We start from the raw sequence: 19167 nt of genomic DNA on the forward strand, positions 1-19167 counted from the left end.
CCGCGGACGCCGCACCTCAGGCGTCCGCTCCGCTCCCACGGGAAGGCCTCCATGACCGTCACCTCCACGCGCGTGCCCGACCGCGCGGTCCGCCGCCTGACGGCGACCCTCTACGGGTACGCGTTCCTCACCGACCTGGTCCTGCTGTATCCGCTCTACGCGCTGCTCTTCACCGACACCGGGCTCTCGGTAGGGCAGATCTCCTCGCTCTTCGTCGTCTGGTCGGCCAGCGCCATCCTGCTGGAGGTGCCCTCGGGCGCCCTGGCCGACGCGCACTCCCGCCGACTGCTGCTCTGCCTCGCCCCGCTGGTCACCGCGGGCGGCTACGCGCTCTGGGTGGTGCTGCCCTCGTACCCGGCGTTCGCGCTCGGCTTCCTGCTCTGGGGCGCCGGTGCGGCGCTCAGCTCCGGGGCGCTGGAGGCGCTGGTCTACACCGAGCTGGACCGGTGTGGCGCGGCCGGCCGGTACGCCCGGATCACCGGCCGGGCCAAGACCGCCGGGGTGCTCGGTGCGCTCGCCGCGAGCCTGCTGGCCGGGCCGGTGCTGATCGTCGGCGGATACCTGGCCGTCGGCGCGGCCAGCATCCTCGCCTGCCTGCTCGCCGCCGCCGTCGCCACCCGCTTCCCGGAGCACCGTGACCGCTCCGGGCGACCCGACGCGCAGCCGGCCGGCGCCGACGCGGCCGAGCCGGACGCCGAGCTGGGCTGGACGGCGAGCCTGCGCGCAGGGCTGGCCGAGGCGCGGGCGGTGCCCACCGTGCGACGCGCCCTGCTGCTGGTGGCGGCGGTGGCCGCCGGGTGGGGGGCACTCGACGAGTACACCCCGCTGCTGGCCCGGGACACCGGCGTCGGCGTCGCGACGGTGCCGCTGCTGCTCCTGCTGATCTGGATCGGGATGACCGTCGGCGGGCTCCTCGCGCCGGCCGGTGAGCGGCTCGGCGCCCGCGGGTACGCGGCCCTGCTGGGCATCGCCGCGCTGGCCCTGGCCGGCGGCGCGCTGACCGCGCATCCGGCCGGGTTCGTCCTGGTCGCGGCCGCGTTCGGCGCGTTCCAACTCGCCACCGTGCTGGCCGACGCCCGGCTGCAGGCCCGCATCGCCGGCCCGAGCCGGGCCACCGTCACCTCGCTCGCCGGCATGGCCACCGACGTCACGATCATCGCGGTGTACGTCGGGTACGGTCTCGTCGCCACGGCGGCCGGCAACGCGGTCGCGTTCGCGGTGGCCGCGTCGCCATATCTGGCGTTGGCGCTGCTGATGGGTGCCGCCGGCCGGGGCCGGCATACGGGCCGGCGCGGGCAGCCGATGATCGAGCCGGTCGGCCGGAGCGGGCCCTGAGCGGGCGTGGGCCGGCCGGCCCACGCCGGCCCTGCTCGGTCAACCGGCCACGTGCACGAACGACCACTGGTGGCCGTCGAGGTCGCGGAAACCACGCATGTAGAGCTGGCCGGTCTCCCGACCCGGGCCGAGGACGTTGCCGCCGGCCGCCGCGGCCCGGTCGACCAGCTCGTCGACCTGCTCGTGGCTCTCCGCGGCGAGCCCGACGATCACCTCCCGGCTGGTCTCGGTGTCGGTGATCCCCACCTCGGTGTACTCGGCGAAGGCGGAGTCGATGTGCAGGATCAGCTGGGTCGTCTCGTTGAGGCTCAGCATGATGCTGGTGCGGTCGGGCGAGGGCTGGGCGCCGGTGAAGCCGATCGAGCGGAAGAACTCGGCGGACGTGGCCAGGTCCCGTACCGGCAGGTTGATGAAGGTCGTGATGGTCACCGTGCGTCTCCGTCCGCCTCGAGGAGCTGCTTCAGCGTGCCGAGTCGGTCCCGCCAGTACGCCTTGAACTCCGTCGCCTGCTCCGCACCGGTCAGTTTCTCGTGTTGCAGGGCCACGCGTGACCGGGTCTCGCCGATCGCCTCGAAACCGGCCACGATCCGGGTGGGGCCCCCGGCCCAGTCCGCCCGGAACGTCCTCGGTGCCGTCGCCGTACGCAGCCGCACCTCGGCGTCGGGCAGCCAGCGGGCGCGCAGGGTCGGGTCGGCGAACGCCGCGAAGAGCCGGTCCACCGGCACGGCGACGGTACGGGTGGCGCCCGCCGTGTAGGTGCCGTCGCGCCCCTGCCCGGGCGCCCGCAGCCCCCGGGCCTGCTCGTAGCCGACGGTCACGGTCTGCGCCCACCAGCCGGGCATCTCGTGGGTGCCGACCAACCAGCGGGCGATCTCGGTGTGGCTAAGGGTGGTGGCCTCCGCCGCGTCGAGCAGCGCGAACCACTCGTCCCAACCGCGGCCGGTGCGGTCGCGCAGCAGCGCGTCGGCGATCCGCTCGGTCTGTGCCGCCGCGCCCGGCACAGCGCCAGCGGGCTCCGCGCCCGCAGCGGGCGGGTCGACGGGCTCGGGATCAACGCCGCGCGAGCGGGCGAGCAGCTGCCGGCGGGCAATGGTGTAGCTCTCGCCGGTCTTGTCCATCCGAGTGCGGATCCGGGACTTGAAGGATTTCTGGCTGGTCATCACATGCTCCCTGGCAACGGCGTGACCGCAGGGACCCACGCTCCCGCCGGCCCCGCCACAGTGGGGCATGTGTCGCGTCCCGAGGGCTCGGAGCCCCCTTTGCCTCCGCGAGGCCGGTGGCGTGAGCACCGGGAGGGAGGTGGGGCGCAGGACTACGCCGCGCTCATACTAGCGCGACGAAGGGCGTATGCCGGCGCTTCGCGCCGGGTCAGTCCTGCTCGGCGTCGAGGTAGACCCAGCGGCCGTCGGCTCGGACGAAGCGGCTGCGCTCGGCCAGCACCGCGGTCTGCCCGCCGCTGCGGTGGTAGGCGCGGAACTCGACGGTGCCGGTGTTGTCGAGCAGCCCACCCCGGTCGGTGTCGACGATCTCCAGCCGGAGCCACCGCTGGCCGGGGTCGAGGTCGAGCCGGGCCGGCCGGGTGCGCTCGTCCCAGCTGTGCAGCAGGTAGCCCGCGTCGCCGACGGCGAAGGCGCTGAACCGGGAGCGCATCAGCGTCTCGGCGGTCGGCGCGTCGGCCTCGCCGCGGTGCAGGGGGCGGCAGCATCGTGCGTACGACCGGCCGGACCCGCAGGGGCAGGTCAGCTCGCCGTCGTCCGCCGCGCGTCGGCGGTTTCCACGCTTTGCCACCGGACCATCCTGCCCTACCCGCCGCCGGCGCCGACGGGGTGCCGCCGGGTGAGCGCCGGGACGCCGCCGGGGCTCAGTCCAGCTCGACCGGCAGCGGCACCGGGCGCTTGGCCAGCCGCCCCTCGCCGGACGAGCTGCCGCGCAGGTGCCGGGCCAGCCAGGGCAGCAGGTGCCGACGCGTCCAGGTCAGCTCGGCGCGGATCACCTCGTGCTGCGGACGCCGCGGAGCGGCGACCAGCGGACGTGACCACGAATCGTCGCTGCCCGGCAGCCCCGCGGTGTGCGCCAGCGCCGCCGCGATCCGTTCATGCCCGGCGCCGTTGGCGTGCAGCCGGTCGTCGCTCCACAGCCGTGGGTCGGAGGAGACCGGATGGGCGCCGAGGTCCAGCAGGGTGGCCCCGGTTTCCGCGGTGACCTTGCGCAGCGCCGCGTTCAGGGCGCCCACCCGGCCACGCAGCGGCCGTGCGGCCGGCATCACCGGCACCGGGTCGGGCAGGGTGAAGGTGAGCACCGTGGCGCCCTGCTCGACCAGCGCCTGCTGCATGGCGCCGACGTCCTCGGCGACCCGTTCGACGTCGAACGACGGGCGCAGGACGTCGTTCATCCCGGCCACCACGGTCGCCAGGTCCGGGGCGAGCTCGAGCGCCGTGGGCAGCTGCTCGGCCCGGATCCGCGCCGTGGTCCGCCCCCGGATCGCCAGGTTGGCGTACTCCAGCCCGCCCTGCGCCCGGGCCACCGCTAGCGCGAAGCGGTCGGCCCAGCCCCGATAGCCGCCCGCGCCGTCCGGGTCGTCCAGACCTTCGGTGGTGCTGTCGCCGATCGCGACGTACCGGTGCCACATCACATCGGCGAGGCTAGCGGCGCGAGCGCACGGCGGCTGCGCCGCCCCACCGCCGGACCGCGGCTGCGCCGCCAATACCGCCACCCGGCGGCTGCGCTGCCGATACCGCCGCGCCCCGGCGGCATGCGCGCGTTGACCAAGCCTTCTAGGCTCGCGCGCATGGCGCACCCTCCCGCAGTTCCGCTCGCCCCTGGCCTGTGGCGGATACCCACGGCCGGCCGCGCGTTGGTCAACTCCTACGCCCTGGTTGACGACGACGGCAGCGTCACGCTCGTCGACTGCGGGTTGAAGCGGGCGCCGGCCCGGATCGTGCGCGGCCTGGCGGCGATCGGTAAGACCCCCGGCGACGTCACCCGGATCGTGCTCACCCACGCCCACCCGGACCACGCCGGCGGCGCCGCCGAGCTGGCCCGCCGCACCGACGCGCCGGTCGTCGTGCACGCCGCCGACGTCGAGTACGCCCAGGCGGGTCACGCCCCGCCCCGGGACCCGCGGGTGACCGGTGGCCGGCTCTTCTCCCGGTTCGGCGGGGGCAGCTTCCCCGCCGTCGACGTGGCCCAGCCCCTCGCGGACGGCGACGTGCTGCCGGTCGGCGGGGGCCTGCGCGTCGTGCACACGCCGGGGCACTCCCCGGGGCACGTCTCCCTGCTGCACGAGCCCACCGGGGTGCTGATCACCGGCGACGCGCTCTTCAACGTGGTCGGCCTCCGGTGGCCGATCAAGGTCCTCTGCACCGACTTCCGGATGACCCAGGAGACCGCGCACGTCCTCGCCGAGCTGGAGTACGACGTGGCGGCGTTCACGCACGGCGCGGAGCTCACCGACAATCCCCGCGAGCGGATCCGCGCCTTCCTGCGGCAGCGGTGAGGCGGGGTACCGCCCTCAGAGCCAGCCGGAACGGCGGAAGAGGCGGTACAGGGTCAGCGCGGCGAGCGCCATCGCGCCGAGCACGCCCCAGTACCCGTAGCGCCAGCCGAGCTCCGGCATGTGGGTGAAGTTCATGCCGTAGATCCCGGCGATGCCGGTCTGCGCGGCGGCGATGGCCGCCCAGGCGGCGATCTTGCGCATGTCGTTGTTCTGCTCGACCGCCAGCTGCGCGAGCCGGGACTGCACGATCGAGGTGAGCAGGTCGTCGTAGGTGGCGACCCGGTCCACCGCCCGGGCGAGGCGGCCGTCGACGTCGAGGAACCAGCGGTGCAGGCCGCGCGGCGGGTTGGCCGGGTCGTCCTCGAGCAGGGTGCGCAGTGGCGCCTGCAGCGGCAGTACCGCCCGCTTGAACTCGACCACCTCCCGCTTGAGCTGGTAGAGGTTCTGGATGTTCGCGGCGCGGTTCCGGGCGAAGAGGCTCTCCTCCGCCCGCTCCAGGTCCCGTTCGAGGTGTCCGGCGATCTCCAGGTACAGCTCCACCATCCGGGAGCAGACCGCGTAGGCCACCGCCCACGGTCCCTCCGCGAGCAGCGCCGGCCGCCGCTCGATCTCGGCCCGTACGGGAGCCAGCGCGCCGGTCGCCCCGTGCCGGACCGTGATGGCGAACCGGTCACCGAGGAACACCATGACGTCCCCGGTGTCGATCACCTCGGAGTCCTCGGTCAACTCGGCGTGCTCGACGTAACCGGCGGTGCGCAGCACCAGCAGCACCACGTCGCCGTGCCGCTGCACCGCGGGTCGGTGCCCGTCGGCGAGTGCCTGCGCGACGGTCAGCTCGTCCAGGCCGAAGACCCGGCCGACCGCCGTCATCACCTCCGCGTCGGGCTCGTGCAGTCCCAGCCAGACGAACGCGTCGCGGTCGCGCCGGCAGCGGTCGTACGCGTCGGTGTAGTGGGGGCGGCCCGGGCGGCGTTCACCGTTGACGTAGATCGCACAGTCGACCACGGCATCGGGGTTGACGCGCGAGGCCGGGTCGAGGAGTTCGGCGGGCTGCCGGCGCAGCAGCCGTCGCAGCAGGGTGGAGAGTCCCGAACCGGACCGGAGCCGCACCGGGTCCACCGCTCACCTCCGCATCGCCGAACGCCGGCCTACGGTACGCGAACGTGGATCGGGGGTGACTGTGGCTCGGCGTCAGCCGGTGCGGGTCGCGAACACGACGACGTTGTCGACGTACTCGCCGGTCTGCTCGTCGAACCGTCCGCCGCAGGTGAGCAGGCGGAGTCCGGACGACTCGGCCGGGCCGTAGACCTGGTCGGTGGGGAAGCTGTCCTTGGCGTAGTTGCTGACCCGGTCGACGGTGAACGTCGCCACGCGCGCGTCGGCCCGGCTGACCCGGACGGTGTCACCGGGCCGTAGCCGGCCGAGGTGGAAGAAGACCGCGGGGCCGGTGGGGGAGTCGACGTGCCCGACGAGCACGGCGTTGCCGGCCTCGCCGGGGCTGACTCCGTGGCGGTACCAGCCGGCCAGAGCGGGCCGGTCCAGGGGCGGCACCTCCAGCACGCCGGTGGCGTCCGCGCCGATCGGAACGATCTCGGCGCGGACGCCGATCGCGGGGATCCGTACGAGCGTGGGCGCGGACTGCGGCAGCGGAGGCAGGACCGGCGCCGGTCGGCTCGCCACCGGCGCGGCGATGTCCGGCTGCGGCGGCCGGGGCGGTGGGGCGGTCAGCCCGGCGGTGACCAGGCCGACGCCGGTGACGCCGAGCAGGGCCACGACGGCGACGGTGGAGATGGTGGCCAGACCGGGCCACCCGCGGCGTCCACGCGATCCGGTGGGCGCGGTGGGCGTGCCGGACGGTCCGGATGTTCCTCGACGCCACACGTGGTCACCTCCGTGCCTGATCCTCGCCGGGCCCGTCCCGGCTCGTCGCCGGCACGGGCCCCGCAACAGGGATGGTGCGTCAGGTCAGGCCAGAGTGGACGCGGCGCGCCGGCGGCGCAGCAGCAGGACGGTGCCGACCGCGGCCGCGCCGAGCAGTGTGCCGCCCGCGGCGAGCGCGCCGGTGCCGTCGCCACGGCCCCCGGAGCCGGCGGGTGCGCCGCCGATCGGGGTGACGGTGAACTGCGTGCTGCTCTGCACGGTGCCGTCGCCGCAGGTGGCGGTGACCGTGTAGGTGCCGAGGGTGAACCCGGCGGTGAACAGTTCGGCGCTCAGACCGCCGCCCGGGGCGACCGTGGTGGAGCGCACGTTCTCGTCGCGGTTCGGGCCGGTGACGCGGAAGAGCGCGTCACCGGAGTTCGGGTCGCAGGTCGTCGCGGTGAGCACGACCGTGCCACCCACCGGAGTGGTGGCCGGTGACACGACGGTGTCCGCGAGCGCCAAGCCCGGCAGCAGCAGTACGCCGAGGCCGAGGCCGGCCACCGCCGACAGGATGACTTTCTTCGGTTTCATACGCGTCTTCCCTCACTCTTCGTCCGCTGAGCAGGTGGCGGGACGTCGTTCGGGTGGCCAACTCCGCGACTAGCACCGGTGTCCCCACACTAGGGCGGTTGGCCCCTCGATCCGGTGAAAATGAGAAATCCCCGTTACCGTCACGTGTCCACCCGAGAGCGGGGTGAGCTGCGGAAACGTCGGGCACGCCCGGGTGGGCGCCCGACGCTCCGCCTGGGTCGAAGGCGAGGTCTCGCCCGGTCGGCGGCCCGCGCCGAGCCGGGCAGGCGGTCCCGGCCGGTCCCGGCCGAGCCCGCCGTGTGCTCAGCCGGCCCGGGTCGGCTCCGGGAGGGGCCGGCCCGTCTCCAGCAGCGTCTTGAGGCCGGCCAGCAGCTCCGGCCAGCCGCCGCTGCCGTCGAGCTGCCCGCTGATCGCCCGGTGCATCTCACTGTCGGGGGAGAAGTCGTCGTGGATCACGGTCAGCCGCACCGCAGCGCCGTGCGGCTCGATCTCGAAGGTGACCCGCGACCGGCGCTCGCCGAGCCGGGCGGCCAGCTCCGCCGCGGACCAGCCGAAGTGCTCGGCGTGCTCCGGTTGGAAGCCGTGCCAGCTGTACGACAGCCGCCGGTGCGGCTCGGCGACCAGCACCCGCTGGCCGAGGTCGCGGAGCTCCTCGCCCGGCGCGTCCTGCCAGAGCACCGGGGAGCCGACCTGCCAGTCGGACTGCAGGGCGACGCCACCCCAGTAGCGGCGGGTGAAGGCCGGTTCCGTGAGCGCGGCCCAGAGCCGTTCCGGGGTGGCGTCGATGTAGGTGGTGTAGACGAAGGTGGGACTCTCCACGGGCGAAGCCTCCAATGCTGTGCGCAGGTCGGCGAGCGCCTCGGCCCGCTGACGGTCGTAGCGGCTGATCCACCGGTCCGCGATCGCGGTTATCGGTGCCGCGTTGAGGTGGTGCAGCTTCTCGCGCCCTCGCCGGACGCTGGTGACCAGTTCGGCGGCCTCGAGCACCGCGAGGTGCTTGCTCACCGACTGTCGGGTCATGTCCAGCCCCGCGCAGAGTTCGCGCAGGGTCTGCCCGTTGCGGGCGTTGAGGCTGTCGAGCAGCCGCCGGCGGCTCGCGTCGGCGAGCGCTCGGAACACCGCGTCCACCGCACCTCCAAGGGCAGCCGTACGGTTGCCAATCAGATTAGGCAACCGTACGGCTGCCTGTCAACAAGGTCGACCCCGAGCCCGGCCGGCGGCCGCCACCCCGACCACACCCGACGTCCGCGCCGGCGTGATGTGACAGCGTGGACCGATGCACTCCGCACCGGCCGACGTGGACCTCGCCCTGCTCGGCGGCGGTGGCGCGGCCTCCCTCGTCCTCGCCGCCCTCGACCGGCACGGCGTACGGGGCCTGCGGGTGACCGTCATCGACCCGGTGCACCGGCGCGGCCAGGACCGGACGTGGGCGTTCTGGGACCGGCCGGACGGCGACCTCGACCCGCTGCTGAGCGCGAGCTGGCGGCAGGTCGAGGTGGTCACGCCCGCCGCGCGCCGGGTGCTAGACCTCGCCCCGCTGCGGTACGCGATGCTCCGCTCCGCCGCCGTCTACGAACGGGCCGCCACCGCGGAACACCGACTCGGCGTCACCCGGGTGGTCGCCCCCGTGCAGACCGTGCACGACGACGGAGAGCAGGTCCTGGTCCGCACCGCCGATGACGGGCCGGCCGTTCGGGCCCGCTGGGTGCTCGACTCCCGGCCGAGACCACCCGCACGCCCCGGCCGTACGACCTGGTTGCAGCACTTCCGCGGCTGGTGGCTGGCGGCGCAGCACCCGGTCTTCGACCCGGACCGGGCGGTGCTGATGGACTTCCGCACCCGGCAACCCGCCCGCGGCGTCTCCTTCGGCTACCTGCTGCCGGTCAGCGACCGGTACGCCCTCGTCGAGTACACCGAGTTCTCACCCACCCAGCTCACCGGCGCCGGCTACGACGCCGCCCTCGACGGCTACCGGGACCTGCTCGGCCTCGACCCGGGCCGGCTGACCGTGCGGGAGGTGGAGAACGGGGTGATCCCCATGACCGACGCCCCGTTCGACGCCCGTCCGTCGCCCCGGGTCGTCCGGCTCGGCACCGCCGGCGGCGCCACCCGACCCTCCACCGGCTTCACCTTCGCCGCGATGCGCCGCCAGGCGGAGCAGGTGGCCCGGGCCCTCGCCGAGGGCCGGCCGCCGGTGCCGCGGCCCGCGTACCCCCGCCGGCACCGCTGGATGGACGCGGTCGCGCTGCGCGCCCTGGACCGCGGTTCGGTGGGCGGCGCCGAGTTCTTCGCCCGGCTCTTCGATCGCAACCCGGCCGAGCGGGTGCTGCGATTCCTCGACGGCACCACCACCCCGGCCGAGGAGATCGCCCTGATGGCCTCCACCCGGCTGCTGCCGATGATCAGCGCCACCGCCGGGGATTCCACCCACCGGCTGCGCGACCGGCTCCGACCGCCCCGACCCGGGCCGCCCGTGCCACCCCCGGTGACCGAGAGCGTGCGCCGACCCGAGCCCTGATCGCGACGGCGGGGACACCGGCCCGGCCCCGCCGCCGCTATCCTCGCCCGGATGGAACTCGACGATCTTCCCCGGGCCGAGTTCGCGTTCCCCGGCCCACTGCGCGACCAGCTGGTGGCGGCGATCCTCGCCGGGGCCAAGACCTCGACCACCGGCCTGCTCCTCGGCTACGAGCGCGAGGGCGAGCCGCTGCCCCGCGCCGGCCAGCGGTCAGTCGTGATCGACTCGGCCGAGCGGCCGGTCGCGGTGATCGAGCTGACCGAGGTCCGGGTGGTGCGGCTCGCGGACGTCGACCTGCAACACGCGCTCGACGAGGGCGAGGGCGACGAGTCGGTGGCCGAGTGGCGGGCCGGGCACGAGCAGTTCTGGCACAGCCCCGAGGTGCGCGCCGAACTCGGCGACCCCGACTTCACCGTCGACGACGACACGCTGGTCGTCGCCGAACGATTCCGGCTGGTGAGCACCGTCGACTCCGCCTCCGGCGCCGAGACACCCGTCGACGGCTGACGCCCCGGCGCGGGTCGCGGCTCGGTACGCCCGGTAGGTTGCCGGCATGGTGGAAAGCGGCAGAGTGGTGCAGATCTGGACCGACGGCGCGTGCAGCGGTAACCCGGGACCGGGCGGCTGGGGTGCCGTGCTGCGCTACGGCGAGCACGAGCGGGAGCTCTGCGGCGGCGAGGCGACCCCCACCACCAACAACCGGATGGAGCTGATGGCCGCCATCCAGGCGTTGGAGAGCCTGACCCGGCCGTCCGCCGTCGAGCTGAACACCGACAGCACCTACGTACGCAACGGCATCACCAGCTGGCTCGCCTCCTGGAAGCGCAACGGCTGGAAGACCGCGGCGAAGCAGCCGGTCAAGAACGCCGACCTGTGGCAGCGGCTGGAGGCGGCCTGCGCCCGGCACCAGATCACCTGGCTGTGGGTGAAGGGGCACAACGGCCACCCGGAGAACGAGCGCGCCGACGCGCTGGCCAACCGGGGCATGACCGAGGCCCGCGCGGCGGTGCCCGCCCGGTAGCCCGCCCTCGTCGCGGAACGGGGCCGTGGGCGGTCAGCGGGCTGCGTCCGGGTGCCCCGGCATGTTCGACCCGCCGCTGCTGCTGCCGGAGGAGCCGCCGGCCACCCCCGAGCCGTCGTCCTCGGTGACCACGTCCGGCCGTACGTCGGTGTCGTCCGGGGCCGGGACCTCGGTGTCCGCCTCGACCTGGACCAGTGGCGTCTGGCCGGCCTCGTCCTCGGCGTGCTCCGGATCGACCGGCTGCTCACTTTGGCGGCTTCTGAAGCCCACGGTCGCCTCCCGTCGATACCGTCCTCCGATCAGCTGTGGCTACCCGAGCGCAATTGGGCGAAACGTCGCTCGCCTCGGCGTCACGCGAGCACCGGGGCGGGCGCCTTGCGCCGCCCCCGCCCTCCTGTCAGGCGCCGACGGCGGCCGTACCGCCCTCCTGTGGGGCGGCGGTATCGGACGGGGCCGTGCATGGCCCGCCGGCTCGATCAGCGGCGACCGCGCCGGGCGGGTCGGGCCGGCCGGGGCGTACGCGGCAGCGGCGTGACCGCGAGAGCCGTCCAGTGCGCCGGCCGCACCAGCCCCGCCGGCAGCCGGGTACGGGTGTCGCCGCGCGCGGCGTCGAGCTGGGACTGGTGCAGGAAGAGCACCTCGGTCAGATCACTGCCCCGTACGTCCGCGCCGCGCAGATCGGCCCCGGTCAGGTCGGCCAGGTGCAGGTCCACCCCACGCAGGTCGGCGCCGATCAGCAGCGCCCCGCGGAGGTTGGCGCGGCGCAGGTCGACGCCGCGCAGGTCCGCCCCGAACAGCTGCGCGCCCCGGCGGTCCGCGCCGGGGCGCCCGCCCCGGGACCGGGCGGCGTCGCCGGCCCGGGACAGCAGCACGTTGACCCGGTCGCGGTGCGCGCCGACGTCCAGGGCCAGCAGCTCCTGGGGGCTGCCCTCGGTGAGCCCGACGGTCTCGGTGCGGGCCCGGTCGAGCTCCGCGCGCAGCCCGGCCGGCGGCTGCAGGGCCAGCGCCTCCGTCAGATACCAGAGCAGCTCGTGCAGCGGACGCATCACCGCGAACGTGTCGAACATGAGCTGCGCGGAGTCCGGCTCCGCCCGCCAGTCCCGCCCGCCGAAGGTCACCTGGGCGACCTGCTGCCCGGCGCCGAAGCAGTCGAAGACGGTGCAGCCGGGGAAGCCCCGACCCCGCAGGTCGGTGTGGATCCCGCAGCGGTGGTCCGGACGCAGGTTGGGGCAGGGCTGACCGGCCGGCTTGTCGATGGCGAAGTCGGCCGACGCGGCGAAGGCCGGAACGACGCAGCAGAGGCCGAAGCAGCGGGTGCAGTCGGCGCGCAGCGCCTCCCGCCCCGTATCCGCCGACCGTGGGTTCTCCGCCACGCTGACCGTTCTCCTGCCGCTTCGACCGGTTCGCGCCGACGCGGGCCGCGCGGACGCGTACCCATTGTCCCGCCGGGCGGCGTCCGGTCACCGGCCGGGTCGCCCGCCACTCCGGCGGCCACCGCGCGCGCCGGGCCGCAGCGGGGTGCGGCGCGCCCGCACGGGTGCGGGTGACGGTCGCACCGGTGGGGGAGGGGAGGACCGCCGGGCTACTGCGGGGCGAGGCGCAGGATCGTGCGCTCGGCCCGGGCCGGCCCGTACTTCTCGTCGAAGCGTCGGGTCACCGGGGCGCGTTCCTCGTCCACCGGCTCCACCAGCGTGAACACCCGAGGCGTCGACCCGGGCGTACGCGGCGGCATCGGCACCCGGGCGGTGAGCGACAGGTTCGGTCGCGACCGTTCGCAGTCGATGTAGTGCTCGCCGTCGACCTCCACGTACGCCATCTCCGCCCGGAGGTAGTCGGAGCTCTCGTCGCCCAGCGTCACCGTCAGCCGGTCGTACCGCTCCAGCGGCACGGTCGCCTGGTCGTGGTCCCACAGCTCCTCGAACCGGGCGTGTACGAAACCACCCAACGGGCTGCCCATGTCGACCTCGAGCTGGGGAACGTTGAACGACAGCTTGCCGACGGGGAAGAACGAGATCAGGGAGCGCCCGTCCCACTGGTAGAGCTGGATCGACGGCGACGCGTCGTAGACGCGCACCTGGAACCGTTCGTTCTCGCCGAGCTTGCGGCGCAGGGCCATCAGGTGTCGAAGGTTGGCCCGGATGTGGCCGGGGACGTCGACGCCCTGCCGCTCCAACTCCTCGGAGCGTTGCTGCGCCGCCGTGCAGTCCGGGTCGAGCAGGAGCAGGTTCACCTCCGCGCCGTTACGCAGCGCCGCCTCGACCGCGGCCAGGGTCGCCTGCCGGTGCTGATCGTCCAGCAGGATCGTCCAGGTGTCGAGGATCCGCACCCGCCGACACCTGTCCAGGCGCGCCACGAACGCTTCCTGGTCGAAGCTCAGGTGCTCCTGCACCCGGGCCTTGCGGGCCTCCTCGAAGAGCGGATCGAAGATGACGTAGGAGATCGCCGCGAGCACCACGCTGGCCCCGAGGTTGAGCAACAGGTCGCTGAGGAAACCGCTGCTCCGCCAGGCGGCCAGCAGCATCACCACGGCGGTGGCCAACAGCCCGCCGCCGACCACGAAGGCCCGCCGCTGCCGAGGCGTACGCCCTGACCGCCAGCCGCCCGCCCGGCGCATCCGGCCTCCTTCCGGGCCGGTCGCCGCCGTGGCGTCCGGCGATCACTTCGGGACGACGGCAGGATACGTGCGCGCTCTGCCGGCCGCTGTCCCCTTCGGATCCGCCGCATTCGCCGATGAGTGCGGTCCCGGAACTCATATCGTGACGATGCCCGGCTGGTCAATCACGGACGGTGAGGCGGCATGGACGACAAGGAACGTGAGCAGGCGCTGCTCACCGCCCTCACCACCGAGCACTTCGTGCTGCAGACCTCGCGCAGCGCGACCGTCACCGAGTCCGTCGGCCGGGCCACGATCTTCCTGTCGCTGCTCTCCGCCGCGCTGATCGGACTCGGCTTCGTCTCCGGCAACGACGCGTTGATCCCTCCGTACCTCGGGGCGGTGCTCCCCACCCTCGTGATCACCGGGCTGCTCACGTTCCTGCGGCTCGTGCAGAACATGGTCGAGAACGAGGTGGACCTCGAACGGATGCAGCGCATCCGGGCGTATTACCACGAGCGGTTCGCCGGCGGGCACGACTTCTTCCTCGACGCGGTCTCCGGTGGCGGTGCGGCGCGGGCCACCTGGGCGGCGGTCGGCAACCGGCCGGGCCGGGCCCAGCTGCTGCTCACCACGGCGCTGCTGGTGGGCGCGGTGAACGCGCTGCTGGCGGGGCTGGGGGTGACCTTGCTGACCGGGCTCGCGGGGCTCTCCACCGGGCCCGCCATCGGAGTCGGCGCCGGGGTGGCGCTGCTGGCCTTCGCCGCCCAGTTCGGTCACGTCGAGCGCTCCTCCACGGCGCAGGTCTAGCCCGCTCAGGCCGGGTCCACCCGTCGCCAGTCGTGCGAGGTGAGCGCGTTCGCCTGTGGGCCCATCATCAGCATTCCGCCGTCGACCGGCCAGGACGCGCCGGTGACGTAGGCGGCGGCGGGGGAGGCGAGCAGCGCGACCACGGCGGCGACCTCCCGCGCGTCGCCCGGCCGGCCCACCGGCACGCCCGGGCGATCCTGGGTGAACGGGTCGACGTCCTCCTGCCCGGTCATCGGGGTGGAGATCTCACCCGGCGCGACCGCGTTGACGGTGATGCCGTCGGGCGCCAACTCCTGCGCCATCACCTTGGTGAGCAGCCCCAACCCGCCCTTCGCCGCGCAGTACGCGGCCGAGCCGACCCGCGGCGCGTGTTCGTGCACGCTGGTGATGTTGATGATCCGTCCCCCGGCGCCGGCGGCGCGCATCCGCCGGGCGGCCCGCTGCCCGCAGAGGAAGGGGCCGTCCAGGTCGACCGCGAGCACCTCCCGCCACTGCTGCCAGCCGGTCTCGACGAACGGCACCGACGCCCCGGTGCCGGCGTTGTTGACCAGTACCCCGATGCCGCCCAGCCGGTCGGCCAGCTCGTCGACGACGCCGGCCGCCTCCGGCAGCCGCGTCAGGTCCAGCTCCGCGACCTCGCAGACGCGTCCGGCGTCGCGCACCTCGGCGGCGGTACGCGACGCGCCGTCCGGGTCGCCGTACCAGGTGATGCCGAGGTCGAAACCGGCCTCGGCGAGCGCCACCGCGCAGGCCTTGCCGATGCCGGAGTCCGCGCCGGTGACGATCGCGATGCGGGGGTACTCCTCGAAACGTGCGGGCATGGCGGCTCACTACCCGGACCGGTGCGGACGCAACCGCGCCCCGGTCATCCGCCGGTTCCGGCGGCGCCGCCCGCTGCTCGGCCGTACGTGTAGGGCCGGCGACGGCGGGTAGGCGCGTCGAATGCAGGTGGTGCAGGAGTCGCCGTACCGGTTCCGGGTCGACCGGCAGGATCCGATGCGGGTGCCGGGCGTGGTCTTCGCGAGCCCGTCGCTGCTGCCCGACGCCGGTGCGGACAAGGCACTCGAACAGGTGGCGAACGTGGCCACCCTGCCCGGCATCGTCGAGGCCTCGTACGCCATGCCGGACGTGCACTGGGGCTACGGGTTCCCGATCGGCGGCGTGGCCGCGACGGACGTGGAGCACGGCGGCGTGGTCTCCCCCGGCGGGGTGGGCTTCGACATCTCCTGCGGTGTGCGGCTGCTCGCCGCCGACCTCGACCGCGCGGAGCTCGGGCCGCGCCTGGACGCCCTCATGGACGGGCTCTCCGCGTCGACGCCGCGAGGAATGGGCAAGGGCGCGGTCTGGCACCTCACGGACCGCGCGGAGCTCGACGGCGTGCTGCGCGGCGGTTCCCGGTACGCCGTCGAGCGCGGCTTCGGCGTCGAGCGGGACCTGGCGCGCTGCGAGGACTACGGCGCCGTCGACGACGCGAACCCGCAGCAGGTCAGTGAGCGGGCGGTGGAGCGGGGCGCCCGCCAGGTCGGCAGCCTCGGCTCCGGCAACCACTTCCTCGAGGTGCAGGCGGTCGAGGAGGTGTACGACGACCGGGTGGCCGCCGCCTTCGGCCTGCACAAAGGGCAGCTCTGCGTGATGATCCACTGCGGATCGCGGGGGCTGGGCCACCAGATCTGCACCGATTACGTCCGGGGCATGGAGAAGGTGATGACCCGGTACGGCATCGAGGTGCCGGACCGGCAGCTGGCCTGCGCCCCGGTCTCGTCGCACGAGGGGCGCGCCTACCTGGGCGCGATGGCGGCCGCGGCCAACTACGCCCGCGCCAACCGGCAGCTGCTCACCGACGCCGCCCGCCAGGTCTTCGCCCAGCAGACCGGCCGGAACCTGGACCTCGTCTACGACATCTCGCACAACCTGGCGAAGATCGAGAACCACGAGGTCGACGGGGTGCGGCGCAGCCTCTGCGTACACCGCAAGGGCGCGACGCGGGCGCTGCCGCCCGGCCACGAGGACCTCCCCGCCGACCTGCGCGACGTCGGCCAGCCGGTGTTGATCCCCGGTTCGATGGGCACCGGCTCGTACGTGCTGACCGGGGTTCCCGGCTCGCCGGCCTTCGCCTCCACCTGCCACGGTGCGGGGCGGGTGCAGAGCCGCAAACAGGCGGTCAAGGCCGAGCGCGGGTCGGACCCCCGCCGGCAGTTGGAGGAGCAGGACATCGCGGTACGCGGCGCGTCCCGTCGCGGGCTGGCCGAGGAGATGCCCGCGGCGTACAAGGACATCACGGCGGTCATCGAGGCCGCCGAGGGCGCGGGGCTGTGCCGGAAGGTCGCCCGGCTGGTGCCGATCGGCGTGGTCAAGGGCTGAGCGCCCCGGCGGTCACACGTCGAGGGTCACCGCGCAGGACCAGCCCGCGTCGTCGGGGCCGAACCGCAGCTCGTGCAGGGAGACCGCCTTCGGGACCGCGCCGATCAGCTCGACCGCGTCGGTAGGCGTCACCCGCCAGCGCACCCGCAGGCCGCCGCGGCCGTCGTCGGTCACCTCGGTGGTCAGCGGCAGCTCGTCCGCCGTCTCCATCCGGAAGATCACCTCGTCGAGGACGCTCACCAGCAGGTCCTCGTCGTGCGCGGGCGCTGCCTCGTACTCCCGATCCGGGCCGGGCCGCGCCCCGGCGGTGTCGGTGAAGGTCTCGACCAGCGCCGTGACCGCCTCGGCCACGCACTCCTCCCGGTTGCGCGCCCACGCCTCGAGCCGGACGTCGGCGGTGTGCGGCACGCACCGGTGCCCGCGCTGCGCTGGCTGCTCCATGCCCCCGATCATCCGTCGCCACCGTTGATCACCAGCCCGAATCTCCTCATGGTCAACTCGGTTTCCTTGATGTCGGGGCATCCGCGCGACCCGGACACCCCGATACCAAGGACCCCGAGTCGATCAACCGCTGCGACCGGCCGCGTTCGCGCGCACCTGCCCGGCGGAGGCGGGGGTTACCGTCGCCGGATGCGGATCACCAAGTACACCCACTCCTGCGTGCGGCTGGAGCACGACGGCGGCGTGCTGGTCGTAGACCCCGGCACGTGGAGTGAACCGCGCGCCCTGGCCGGCGCGGACGCCGTCCTCGTGACCCACGAACACAGCGACCACGTCGACGTGCTCCGCCTGGCCGGCCTCGGCGTGCCGGTGTACGCCCCGGAGGGCGCCCACCTGCCCGACCTGGCCCCGCTGCCGGTGATCCCGGTCCGGGCCGGGCAGCGGTTCGTCGCCGCCGGCTTCCCGGTGACCGCGGTCGGTGGCCGGCACGCCGTGATCCACGACAGGCAGCCGGACTGCGTCAACCTCGGCTACCTGGTCGACGACGACGTCTACCACCCGGGGGACTCGCTGCACGTGCCGCAGGAGCCGGTGCGCACGCTGCTGATCCCTGGGCAGGCGTCGTGGCTGCGGCTGGGCGAGGCGATCGCGTTCGCGCAGGCGGTCGGCGCGCGGCACACGTACACCATCCACGACGCGCAGCTCAACGAGCGCGGCCTGGCCAGTGTCACCGGCTGGCTGGCCGAGACCGTTCCCGGCTACCGCCACCTGGCGCCGGAGGAGACCGCCTGACTTCCTGGGGCGGCAGCGCGACCGACGGAACCTCGAACGCCGGTCGGGCCCCGGTCAGCAGGGCGTGGGCGGCCGGCGGCGACCAGAGTACGGCCACCTCCGTCCGCAGCGTGTCGAGCAGATCGGTGACATCGGCGTCGGCCGTGCTGTGCAGCCCCTCCACGACGACGAGCACGCGAGACGTCTCCGCCCGCACCGCCGACCAGCCGCTCTGCCGGTTGGTCCACCGGCGCGCGTGGGCCCGTCCCGCCGCGTCGGCGAAGACGATCTCGCCGGGCTCCGGCCGCTCGACACCGCCGGCGAACGTCAGGTACTCCTCGTCGCCGTGCGCGTGCCGCACGGTCAGGTCCCCGGTGATGCGGTCCAGGTCCAGTGCCGCGACCGGGACGGCGTACGCCACCGAGACCGCGTTGCAGAGGTCCACCAGCGGATGCAGCCGGGGCAGGTTCCCGTCGATCCGCAGCCGTCGCAGCAACGCCTCGGCGGCGCACCGGTACTGCGTGGGCTTCACGCCCATCGCGGCGAACGCCCGCCGCCACGCCTGGATCTCGGGGAAACCGGCCTCGGAGCCGGCCGACAGCCGGGTCCGGGCCTGGCCGGTGAACGCCGCCACCCGGGGCCCCGCGGACACGTCCGGGGTGATGCCGGTGGCGACCAGGACGCCCGCGACGAGCCCCGGGAAGGCCGCCCGTACCGGCGCGGAGTGCTCGAACCGCACGGGTTCCTCCTACCGGTCGCCGAGGAAGAGGGAGACGCCGAGCGCCACGAACGTGCCGGCGACGGCGCGGCGCAGCCAGGCGGTGACCCGGGGCCGGGACAGCACCCGGTCGCGCACCGCGGCGGCAGCTGTCCCGTAGCCGGCGAACACCACGAGCGTGAGCAGCATGAAGACCCCGCCGGCCGCGAGCATGCCCCGCGTGGCCGCTGGGCCCGTCGGGTCGACGAACTGCGGCAGGAACGCGACGAAGAAGAGCGTCGGCTTGGGGTTGAGCAGGTTCACGAGCACGGCGGTGACGATCACCCGCAGCGCCGATCGGGGCGTCGGCTCCGCCGCCGGGGTGAAAGCGTCCCGGTCGCGGAGGGTCGCCCAGGCGACGTAGAGCAGGTACGCCACGCCGACGTACTTCACGGCGTGGAAGGCCGTGGCGCTGGCCGACAGCAGCGCGGCGAGCCCGGTGACGGCGGCGAGCAGGTGCGGCACCGTGCCCAGGGTGCAGCCGACCGCGGCGACCAGGCCGGCTCGAGCGCCCCGGGAGAGGCCGGCCGAGACCGTGTAGATCACCCCGGTGCCCGGTGTGACGACCACGACGAGCGTGGTGAGCAGGAAAGCGACGTTCACGACGATCCCT

General features: G+C 74.2%; 23 protein-coding genes. 8 read left to right on the forward strand and 15 right to left on the reverse strand.

The genetic code is table 11. The annotated features are described in order from the left end of the window. Positions 1-51 precede the first annotated feature (51 nt). Positions 52-1335 carry an MFS transporter gene (locus tag D7147_RS11025; RefSeq protein WP_120676353.1) on the forward strand — a complete coding sequence of 428 codons (1284 nt, stop codon included), beginning with the start codon at positions 52-54 and terminating at the stop codon, positions 1333-1335. 39 nt (positions 1336-1374) lie between these two features. Here the strand turns inward: D7147_RS11025 and D7147_RS11030 are convergent, their stop codons facing one another. The 4 genes from D7147_RS11030 to D7147_RS11045 form a co-directional block, all read right to left on the reverse strand. Beyond that, positions 1375-1764, reverse strand: a complete 390-nt coding sequence (locus D7147_RS11030; RefSeq protein WP_120676355.1) for a VOC family protein — start codon at positions 1762-1764, stop codon at positions 1375-1377. Beyond that, entirely contained in the window at positions 1761-2495 is a 735-nt protein-coding gene (locus D7147_RS11035) for a DUF4287 domain-containing protein (RefSeq protein WP_233563078.1), read from the reverse strand. The genes D7147_RS11030 and D7147_RS11035 overlap by 4 nt, the downstream gene beginning before the upstream one ends. A 208-nt stretch (positions 2496-2703) precedes the next feature. Beyond that, complete coding sequence (locus D7147_RS11040) at positions 2704-3123, reverse strand: YchJ family protein (protein WP_199734145.1); 420 nt, start codon at positions 3121-3123, stop codon at positions 2704-2706. Between the two features lie 73 nt (positions 3124-3196). Beyond that, on the reverse strand, positions 3197-3964 hold the full coding sequence (locus D7147_RS11045) for an SGNH/GDSL hydrolase family protein (protein WP_120676359.1): 768 nt from the start codon (positions 3962-3964) through the stop codon (positions 3197-3199). A gap of 159 nt (positions 3965-4123) precedes the next feature. Between D7147_RS11045 and D7147_RS11050 the strand changes: the two genes are divergently transcribed. After that, on the forward strand, positions 4124-4831 hold the full coding sequence (locus D7147_RS11050) for an MBL fold metallo-hydrolase (RefSeq protein WP_120676361.1): 708 nt from the start codon (positions 4124-4126) through the stop codon (positions 4829-4831). A gap of 15 nt (positions 4832-4846) precedes the next feature. Here the strand turns inward: D7147_RS11050 and D7147_RS11055 are convergent, their stop codons facing one another. The 4 genes from D7147_RS11055 to D7147_RS11070 all read right to left on the reverse strand — a co-directional run bounded on the left by D7147_RS11055 (position 4847) and on the right by D7147_RS11070 (position 8410). Further along, positions 4847-5908: a magnesium and cobalt transport protein CorA gene (locus D7147_RS11055; protein ID WP_120676782.1), complete on the reverse strand. Its 1062-nt coding sequence runs from the start codon at positions 5906-5908 to the stop codon at positions 4847-4849. A 114-nt stretch (positions 5909-6022) separates the two neighbouring features. After that, positions 6023-6712: a class F sortase gene (locus tag D7147_RS11060; RefSeq protein WP_325050646.1), complete on the reverse strand. Its 690-nt coding sequence runs from the start codon at positions 6710-6712 to the stop codon at positions 6023-6025. Between the two features lie 84 nt (positions 6713-6796). After that, on the reverse strand, positions 6797-7282 hold the full coding sequence (locus D7147_RS11065; RefSeq protein ID WP_120676363.1) for a hypothetical protein: 486 nt from the start codon (positions 7280-7282) through the stop codon (positions 6797-6799). 303 nt (positions 7283-7585) lie between these two features. After that, positions 7586-8410, reverse strand: a complete 825-nt coding sequence (locus D7147_RS11070) for an ArsR/SmtB family transcription factor (RefSeq protein WP_120676365.1) — start codon at positions 8408-8410, stop codon at positions 7586-7588. A gap of 148 nt (positions 8411-8558) precedes the next feature. Here D7147_RS11070 and D7147_RS11075 point away from each other — a divergent pair, with 148 nt between their 5' ends. From D7147_RS11075 to rnhA, 3 genes are read left to right on the forward strand one after another with little or no spacing between them, the layout of a single operon-like run. Further along, positions 8559-9800, forward strand: coding sequence for a lycopene cyclase family protein (locus D7147_RS11075; protein ID WP_120676367.1), 1242 nt, complete (start codon positions 8559-8561; stop codon positions 9798-9800). Between the two features lie 51 nt (positions 9801-9851). After that, complete coding sequence (locus D7147_RS11080) at positions 9852-10307, forward strand: ASCH domain-containing protein (RefSeq protein WP_120676379.1); 456 nt, start codon at positions 9852-9854, stop codon at positions 10305-10307. 46 nt (positions 10308-10353) lie between these two features. Beyond that, positions 10354-10821: a ribonuclease HI gene (rnhA, locus tag D7147_RS11085; RefSeq protein ID WP_120676381.1), complete on the forward strand. Its 468-nt coding sequence runs from the start codon at positions 10354-10356 to the stop codon at positions 10819-10821. 33 nt (positions 10822-10854) lie between these two features. Here rnhA and D7147_RS11090 read toward each other — a convergent pair whose 3' ends face one another. The 3 genes from D7147_RS11090 to D7147_RS11100 form a co-directional block, all read right to left on the reverse strand. Further along, positions 10855-11091, reverse strand: coding sequence for a preprotein translocase YidC (locus D7147_RS11090; protein ID WP_120676383.1), 237 nt, complete (start codon positions 11089-11091; stop codon positions 10855-10857). A gap of 206 nt (positions 11092-11297) precedes the next feature. Further along, a complete protein-coding gene (locus D7147_RS11095) occupies positions 11298-12194 on the reverse strand; it encodes a pentapeptide repeat-containing protein (RefSeq protein WP_120676385.1) in 897 nt (298 codons plus the stop codon). Between the two features lie 209 nt (positions 12195-12403). After that, positions 12404-13435 (reverse strand): DUF5919 domain-containing protein, encoded by a 1032-nt coding sequence (locus tag D7147_RS11100; RefSeq protein WP_120687686.1) that lies wholly within the window; start codon positions 13433-13435, stop codon positions 12404-12406. Positions 13436-13618: 183 nt separating this feature from the next. Here D7147_RS11100 and D7147_RS11105 point away from each other — a divergent pair, with 183 nt between their 5' ends. Continuing rightward, a complete protein-coding gene (locus D7147_RS11105; RefSeq protein WP_120676389.1) occupies positions 13619-14224 on the forward strand; it encodes a hypothetical protein in 606 nt (201 codons plus the stop codon). 5 nt (positions 14225-14229) lie between these two features. Here the strand turns inward: D7147_RS11105 and D7147_RS11110 are convergent, their stop codons facing one another. After that, positions 14230-15045 carry an SDR family oxidoreductase gene (locus tag D7147_RS11110; RefSeq protein ID WP_120676391.1) on the reverse strand — a complete coding sequence of 272 codons (816 nt, stop codon included), beginning with the start codon at positions 15043-15045 and terminating at the stop codon, positions 14230-14232. Positions 15046-15166: 121 nt separating this feature from the next. On the opposite strand from D7147_RS11110, the gene D7147_RS11115 reads away from it, so the two are divergent. Beyond that, positions 15167-16585 (forward strand): RtcB family protein, encoded by a 1419-nt coding sequence (locus tag D7147_RS11115; protein ID WP_120676393.1) that lies wholly within the window; start codon positions 15167-15169, stop codon positions 16583-16585. A 12-nt stretch (positions 16586-16597) separates the two neighbouring features. Here D7147_RS11115 and D7147_RS11120 read toward each other — a convergent pair whose 3' ends face one another. Continuing rightward, the gene (locus D7147_RS11120) at positions 16598-17026 is read right to left on the reverse strand and encodes an archease (RefSeq protein WP_120676786.1); all 429 of its coding nucleotides are present in this window, start codon (positions 17024-17026) and stop codon (positions 16598-16600) included. A gap of 189 nt (positions 17027-17215) precedes the next feature. On the opposite strand from D7147_RS11120, the gene D7147_RS11125 reads away from it, so the two are divergent. Further along, positions 17216-17818 carry an MBL fold metallo-hydrolase gene (locus D7147_RS11125; RefSeq protein WP_120676395.1) on the forward strand — a complete coding sequence of 201 codons (603 nt, stop codon included), beginning with the start codon at positions 17216-17218 and terminating at the stop codon, positions 17816-17818. On the opposite strand, the gene D7147_RS11130 is transcribed toward D7147_RS11125, so the two are convergent. Beyond that, a complete protein-coding gene (locus D7147_RS11130; protein ID WP_120676397.1) occupies positions 17754-18536 on the reverse strand; it encodes a B3/B4 domain-containing protein in 783 nt (260 codons plus the stop codon). The two genes, D7147_RS11125 and D7147_RS11130, sit on opposite strands and share 65 nt — an antisense overlap. 9 nt (positions 18537-18545) lie before the next feature. Further along, on the reverse strand, positions 18546-19157 hold the full coding sequence (locus tag D7147_RS11135; RefSeq protein WP_120676399.1) for a LysE family translocator: 612 nt from the start codon (positions 19155-19157) through the stop codon (positions 18546-18548). Between the last annotated feature and the right edge of the window lie 10 nt (positions 19158-19167).

Origin of the sequence: Micromonospora musae (assembly GCF_003626545.1) — a bacterium.
In the GTDB taxonomy this organism is placed as follows: domain Bacteria; phylum Actinomycetota; class Actinomycetes; order Mycobacteriales; family Micromonosporaceae; genus Micromonospora; species Micromonospora musae.

What these genes read in the sequence shown, in the direction of transcription:
- rnhA (WP_120676381.1), top strand. Translation starts at nt 10,354, where the DNA reads ATGGTGGAAAGCGGCAGAGTGGTGCAGATCTGGACCGACGGCGCGTGC.
- D7147_RS11045 (WP_120676359.1), bottom strand. Translation starts at nt 3,964, where the DNA reads ATGTGGCACCGGTACGTCGCGATCGGCGACAGCACCACCGAAGGTCTG.
- D7147_RS11110 (WP_120676391.1), bottom strand. Translation starts at nt 15,045, where the DNA reads ATGCCCGCACGTTTCGAGGAGTACCCCCGCATCGCGATCGTCACCGGC.
- D7147_RS11075 (WP_120676367.1), top strand. Translation starts at nt 8,559, where the DNA reads ATGCACTCCGCACCGGCCGACGTGGACCTCGCCCTGCTCGGCGGCGGT.
- D7147_RS11025 (WP_120676353.1), top strand. Translation starts at nt 52, where the DNA reads ATGACCGTCACCTCCACGCGCGTGCCCGACCGCGCGGTCCGCCGCCTG.
- D7147_RS11125 (WP_120676395.1), top strand. Translation starts at nt 17,216, where the DNA reads ATGCGGATCACCAAGTACACCCACTCCTGCGTGCGGCTGGAGCACGAC.
- D7147_RS11100 (WP_120687686.1), bottom strand. Translation starts at nt 13,435, where the DNA reads ATGCGCCGGGCGGGCGGCTGGCGGTCAGGGCGTACGCCTCGGCAGCGG.
- D7147_RS11065 (WP_120676363.1), bottom strand. Translation starts at nt 7,282, where the DNA reads ATGAAACCGAAGAAAGTCATCCTGTCGGCGGTGGCCGGCCTCGGCCTC.
- D7147_RS11080 (WP_120676379.1), top strand. Translation starts at nt 9,852, where the DNA reads ATGGAACTCGACGATCTTCCCCGGGCCGAGTTCGCGTTCCCCGGCCCA.
- D7147_RS11120 (WP_120676786.1), bottom strand. Translation starts at nt 17,026, where the DNA reads ATGGAGCAGCCAGCGCAGCGCGGGCACCGGTGCGTGCCGCACACCGCC.
- D7147_RS11035 (WP_233563078.1), bottom strand. Translation starts at nt 2,495, where the DNA reads ATGACCAGCCAGAAATCCTTCAAGTCCCGGATCCGCACTCGGATGGAC.
- D7147_RS11105 (WP_120676389.1), top strand. Translation starts at nt 13,619, where the DNA reads ATGGACGACAAGGAACGTGAGCAGGCGCTGCTCACCGCCCTCACCACC.
- D7147_RS11115 (WP_120676393.1), top strand. Translation starts at nt 15,167, where the DNA reads ATGCAGGTGGTGCAGGAGTCGCCGTACCGGTTCCGGGTCGACCGGCAG.
- D7147_RS11050 (WP_120676361.1), top strand. Translation starts at nt 4,124, where the DNA reads ATGGCGCACCCTCCCGCAGTTCCGCTCGCCCCTGGCCTGTGGCGGATA.